This window comes from Desulfurellaceae bacterium (assembly GCA_021296095.1).
Lineage (GTDB): Bacteria > Desulfobacterota > Binatia > Bin18 > Bin18 > JAAXHF01.
Genome location: JAGWBB010000147.1, coordinates 1 through 5721, shown reverse-complemented (window position 1 = coordinate 5721; position 5721 = coordinate 1). Strand labels below are relative to the sequence as shown.

General features: G+C 60.8%; 6 protein-coding genes. 5 read left to right on the top strand and 1 reads right to left on the bottom strand.

What is annotated here, in order from left to right; translation table 11 throughout:
- The 5 genes from J4F42_21725 to J4F42_21705 form a co-directional block, all read left to right on the top strand.
- Window positions 1-825: AAA family ATPase (locus J4F42_21725; protein ID MCE2488143.1), on the top strand; the 825-nt coding region annotated here is incomplete at its 5' end.
- A 7-nt stretch (window positions 826-832) separates the two neighbouring features.
- Window positions 833-1141 carry a hypothetical protein gene (locus tag J4F42_21720; protein ID MCE2488142.1) on the top strand — a complete coding sequence of 103 codons (309 nt, stop codon included), beginning with the start codon at window positions 833-835 and terminating at the stop codon, window positions 1139-1141.
- Window positions 1142-1153: 12 nt separating this feature from the next.
- Window positions 1154-2227, top strand: a complete 1074-nt coding sequence (locus tag J4F42_21715; GenBank protein ID MCE2488141.1) for a YqgE/AlgH family protein — start codon at window positions 1154-1156, stop codon at window positions 2225-2227.
- A gap of 20 nt (window positions 2228-2247) precedes the next feature.
- Window positions 2248-3099: an LLM class F420-dependent oxidoreductase gene (locus tag J4F42_21710; GenBank protein MCE2488140.1), complete on the top strand. Its 852-nt coding sequence runs from the start codon at window positions 2248-2250 to the stop codon at window positions 3097-3099.
- Between the two features lie 218 nt (window positions 3100-3317).
- Window positions 3318-5066, top strand: a complete 1749-nt coding sequence (locus J4F42_21705; GenBank protein ID MCE2488139.1) for a DUF262 domain-containing protein — start codon at window positions 3318-3320, stop codon at window positions 5064-5066.
- 83 nt (window positions 5067-5149) lie between these two features.
- Here the strand turns inward: J4F42_21705 and J4F42_21700 are convergent.
- The coding region (locus J4F42_21700; GenBank protein MCE2488138.1) for a hypothetical protein at window positions 5150-5721 on the bottom strand (572 nt) is incomplete at its 5' end.

Here is a 5721-nt window from a genome sequence, read left to right as displayed (position 1 = left end):
GCGGCCGAGCTGTCGGCCAAATACATCAACGACCGTTTCCTACCCGACAAGGCGATTGATGTCATTGACGAGGTCGGTGCGGCCTTCAAGATCAAACCCAGCACCGACGAGGATAAGATTATCGGCGAGACCGATATTGAGGCGGTGGTGGCCAAGATTGCCCGGATTCCGCCCCGCAGCGTGTCTATCTCCGACAAGGACCGGCTCCACCGGCTCGACGACGACCTCAAGAAGGTGGTTTTTGGCCAGGACCCGGCCATTGCGGTCATTGTCCGCGCCATCCGGCTGGCCCGGGCCGGTCTGGGTCAACCGGAAAAGCCGGTGGGCTCGTTTCTGTTCTCCGGGCCGACCGGGGTGGGCAAAACTGAGGTGGCCAAGCAGCTGGCCCAAACCCTGGGCTTGCAGTTCCTGCGCTTTGACATGAGCGAATACATGGAGAAGCATACCGTCTCGCGGCTGATCGGCGCCCCGCCGGGCTATGTCGGCTTTGACCAGGGCGGGCTGCTGACCGAGGCGATCACCCGCAACCCCCATTCGGTGCTGCTGCTGGACGAGATTGAAAAGGCCCATCCCGACCTGTTCAATATCCTGCTGCAAGTCATGGACCACGCCACGCTGACCGACAACAACGGTAAAAAAGCTGATTTCCGGCACGTCATCCTGATCATGACCAGCAATGCCGGGGCGCGTGAAATGGCGGCCACGGCAATCGGTTTTGGCGAGCAGTCCAATGCGGGCAAAGACCAGCAGGCGATTGAAAAGCTGTTCAATCCCGAGTTCCGCAATCGTCTGGACGGGGTCGTCCACTTCCAGACGGGTGGTTGACAAGTTCATGCAGGAACTGATCGATCAGCTGGCCGAGAAGAATGTACGCATTGCGCTGACCGACGACGCCCGTCGCTATCTGGCCGAAAAAGGCTATGACAAGACCTTTGGCGCCCGGCCCATGGCCCGCCTGATTCAGAGCGAGGTCAAACAGGTGCTGGCCGACGAGATTCTGTTCGGTCAGCTCCAGAACGGCGGCCGGGTTGAGATCGACCTCGGCGAAGACGGCCTGGTGTTCCGTTACGAGCCGCGGGCGGCTGACGAGACGGCAGAATCCGCGTCGGCCGAGTCGGTGCCGGAGACGGTCGGCGACTGACAGGACTGAAATTTGCCGGGTAAGGCGCCGTTTGGTCCAAGCCGGGAGCCCTGGCTGGCGATAGGGGTCGGCCTGGCCGTGGCCAGCCTGGCCGGTGCCGATGAGCTGCCCACGGCCGATCCGGCCGAGCTGGACAAGGGCAAGCTGCTGGTGGCCGCTCGTCAGCTCGCCGATCCCAATTTCGCCCAGTCAGTTGTCCTGCTGCTCGGCTATGGACGGCTGGGAGCACTGGGCGTGATTATCAATCGTCCCACTGCGGTCCAACTATCTGAGGTCGTGCCCGAGTCCCTCCGAGTCACACCCCAGGCTGGAGTGGTATACGGCGGCGGGCCGGTCGCCCCTTCCGTCATGCTGCTGCTGTTTCGCGCCGCGCAGCCGCCCGACGAGAGCCTGCCCGTCTTTGCCGATGTCTACCTGAGCGGCAGTCCGAGCGTGGTGGAGGACGAACTCGCCCGGGGCGGCACGTTTCGGATGTATGCCGGCCATGCCGGTTGGGCTCCGGGCCAGCTGGACGGCGAGGTGGAGCGGGGGGATTGGCACAGTGTTTCACCGGCCTGCGGAAGACCTGTGGTCCGAGCTGATTCAGCGTACGACCGGCCGCTGGGTGGAGCTGCGGCCGCCGCGCACCGCAGACCACGGCTCAGGCTGAACCCATACAGACTGGAGAGGAGAGGTGACATGAATGCCTTGGAAGAAGGCACCGAGATCAGGCTCGATTTCAAGAAGTTAGGCAGTATCGCGGACAAGGGCCTGGACGTGGTGCCGGTCGTGCTGCAACACGCCCGGACGGGCGACGTGCTGTTTATCGGCTATGCCAACGAGCTGGCCCTGCGGGAAACGCTGGAGCGCGGTCAGGCCGTCCTGTGGTCAACCTCACGCAACGAGCTGTGGCACAAGGGAGCGACCTCGGGCGACGTGCTCGACCTGGTCGAGGTGCGGCTCAACTGCGAGCAGAACTCCCTGCTGTACCGCGTGATTCCCCGCCGCGGCGGGGTGTGTCATACCAAAGACACCGACGGCCAGGCCAGACCGCGCTGCTATTACCGACGGATCGCCCGGAGTGGAGACGCGCTCGAATTTGTCTAAACCGGACAGGAGACACACGTATGGACCTTGGCGTTTTCAGTTTTAATACCGAGTACACGCTACCGGCCGACGAGCTGGCCAAGGAGTGTGAGGCGCGGGGCTTTGAGTCGTTGTGGCTGCCCGAGCACACCCATATTCCGGCCAGCCGTGAGTCCCAGTACCCGGGCGGCGGCGAGCTGCCCGAAGAGTACGTCCACATGTCCGACCCCTTCATCGGTCTGGCCGCTGCGGCTGCGGTGACCACCAGACTCAAACTCGGCACCGGCATCTCGCTGGTGACCGAGCACGATCCAATCGTGCAGGCCAAGCAGGTCGCCTCGCTGGATCGGATTTCCCATGGGCGGTTTCTTTTCGGTATTGGCGCGGGCTGGAATAAAGAGGAGATGGCCAACCACGGCACGCCGCCGGCCAAACGCTGGAAGGTCTTGACCGAGCGGGTGCAGGCCATGAAAGCGCTGTGGACCCAGGACGAGGCCAGCTATCACGGCGAGTTTGTGAATTTTGACCGGGTGTGGTCCTACCCCAAGCCGCTGACCACACCCCATCCGCCTATTTTGATGGGCAGTCTGAGTTCGCGGCTGGGTCGCCAGCGGGTGGTCGATCTGTGTGACGGCTGGATTCCGGTTGAGACGGCGATTGACGATATGCCGGCCGCGATTGCCGACCTCCACGACAAGGCCCGCGCCGCCGGCCGCGATCCCGCCTCCATCCCGATTTCGTTCTTCCTGGTCCATGCCCCGGGCATGGGCCGGCTCGCACGCTACAAAGAGCTTGGGGCGGTTCGTACCGTTGTGCGCGCGCCGACCGCCGGCCGTGAAGAGATCCTGCCGTTTCTGGACAAATACGCCGAAGTCGCCCGCCAGTTGGGATAGCGAATGACATCCCAGTTTACCCCGATTGACTGTGGGATGCGGCTCTGAGAGAGCGAATCAGCGCGTTTAGAAGAGGCGGCCTGTCCATCTGTAAAGATGGTCAATGGCGCAGATTCGATCCAGGGACAGATTTTTTCGAGGGCCAAGCCGAAATCTGGTCGGATTGCGGAAAAGGTGATAGAGCGCTTCAGAGACACGGCGATGAGGGCCTTTCGCCCATGAATTTCAATACCAGCAACATGACGTTTCGTCAGCTTATGGGAAATGGGCTGAGCTACCGCGTTCCAAAGTTTCAACGCGACTATTCCTGGGGTGCCGATGAGTGGGACGATCTGTGGCAGGATATTGTCGGGTTGTTCGATGAGGACCCGGAGCCAGCGCATTACATGGGCTATCTGGTGCTGCAATCGGCAGACAGTAAGACGTTCGATGTGATCGACGGACAGCAGCGTCTGACGACGCTGAGCCTGTTGATGCTGGCCGCGATAGCGCATCTGACTGACCTGGCGGCGCCAGACGATCCGGCTGATCCGCAAAATCGGCGGGCTGAGCAGCTGCGGAACAACTACATCGGCTATCTGGACCCAGTGAGCTTAGTCCCGCGCTCCAAACTCTCGCTGAATCGCCACAATGATCGTCTCTACCAGGATTACCTCGTCCCCCTGGAGCGTCTGCCACAGAGAGGGCTGAACGCTTCGGAACATCTCTTGCGTCGGGCGTTTGCCTGGTTCAAGGAGCACATCAAAGACCACTCAGGCAATGATGGTGAATCGGTGGCACGCTTTGTTGATGTCACAGCAGACAAGCTGTTTTTTACCATCATCACGGTAACGGACGATTTGAACGCCTTTAAGGTTTTTGAGACGTTGAACGCACGTGGAGTGCGCCTGTCCGCGACCGATCTGTTGAAGAACTACCTGTTCTCCGTTGTCTCGCGTGGCGGTGCGCATGAAGCGGAGATCAAGACGCTCGAAGAGCGTTGGGAGGGGATCGTCGGGCTGCTAGGCAGCGAGAGTTTTCCCGAGTTTTTGCGTGTCTTCTGGAACAGTCGCAACCGGCTGGTTCGGAAGGCTGATCTGTTCAAAACCATTCGTAGCGCGATCACGGATAAGTCCAGGGCATTTGAATTGATCCGTGATATGGATCGGCACGCGCGGGTGTACACGGCTTTACGTAGTCCAGAGGATACCTATTGGACACAAGAGGAACGAGATAGCCTCGCCCAGTTGCAGATGTTCAACGTGCGTCAGCCCTTGGCGTTACTGTTGGCCGCTTTTGACCGGTTTGCGGAAACCGACCGGGCCGAGTTCGCACGTCTCCTGCGGGCCGTTGCTGTTGTGTCTTTTCGCTACAATGTGATCTGTAGTCGCCAGAGCAATGAACAGGAAGTGGTGTACAATCATATTGCTCGGGAAATTTGGGCGGGCCGTCTTGTCGATGCAACAGCGGCGATCGAGGGATTGCGAGGGGTTTATCCAGAGGACGCGGCATTTCGCACGGCATTCGTAGACAAGGCGCTGCGAACCACCAGCAGCCGTAACAATAAAGTCGCGCGTTTTATCCTGTTCCGGCTGGAAGAGCAGCTGTCCGGAAAGGCTCTTGATTTCGAGAGCGCGAAATACAGCATTGAACATGTGTTGCCGGAGAATCCCGGTGAGGACTGGGAACAGTTCGATGACCAGCAGCGGGAGGCGTTTACTTACCGTCTGGGGAACCTCACGCCTTTGGTGACTGCGGATAATCGTAATCTGGGAAATGCAGGATTTTCCGAAAAGCGCCCCGTTTACCAGGCGAGTGAATTCGCCCTCACTCGGAAACTCGCCGAAGACTTTGATACCTGGACCGTGGAGAAAATTCGCTCCCATCAGGAGTGGCTGGCGAAACAGGCCACAGGAGTATGGCGGATCGACCTTTCTCTGAGGAGAAGGGCGATTGCGCGTGATCGACACGTGCGTCCAGCCCGCTGATAGCCCCTCAGCGTTCTATTCGGCTGATGGGCATGCTCACGACCGCGAGACACTCTCCGCCGGTAGAGAACTGGGCCGCCCTTCTAGGGCTTCGACCGGGGCGTGTTCAGCGTCCGCACCGGCTGCCCGTCCAGGAAGGCCCGGATGTTCTCGACCGTCTGGTCGAAGAAGATGTGGTAGGTTTCGGCGGTCACGTAGCCGATGTGGGGGGTGAGCACCGTGTTGTCCAGCCGTCGCAGCGGATGATCCAGCGGCAGGGGTTCCTGGTCAAACACGTCCAGCCCGGCTCCGGCAATCGTCCCATTTTGCAGCGCCTGCACCAGCGCCGGCTCATCCACAATCGGACCGCGTGAGGTGTTGATGAGGTAGGCGGTCGGTTTCATCAGGCTCAGCTCGCGAGCGCCGATCAAGCCCCGCGAGCGCGGACTCAACACCAGATGGATGGACAGCACGTCCGACTGCGCCAGGAGTTCATCCTTGCTGACCAGGCTCGCGCCGCACTCGGCCGCCCGCTCGGCCGTCAGGTTCTGACTCCAGGCGATGAGCGTCATCTGAAACGCCGCGCCGATTGTCGCAACCTGTGACCCCAGGCGGCCCAGGCCCATCAGGCCCAGGGTTTTGCCGTTCAGCCCCAGCCCCAGGCTGCGCTGCCACT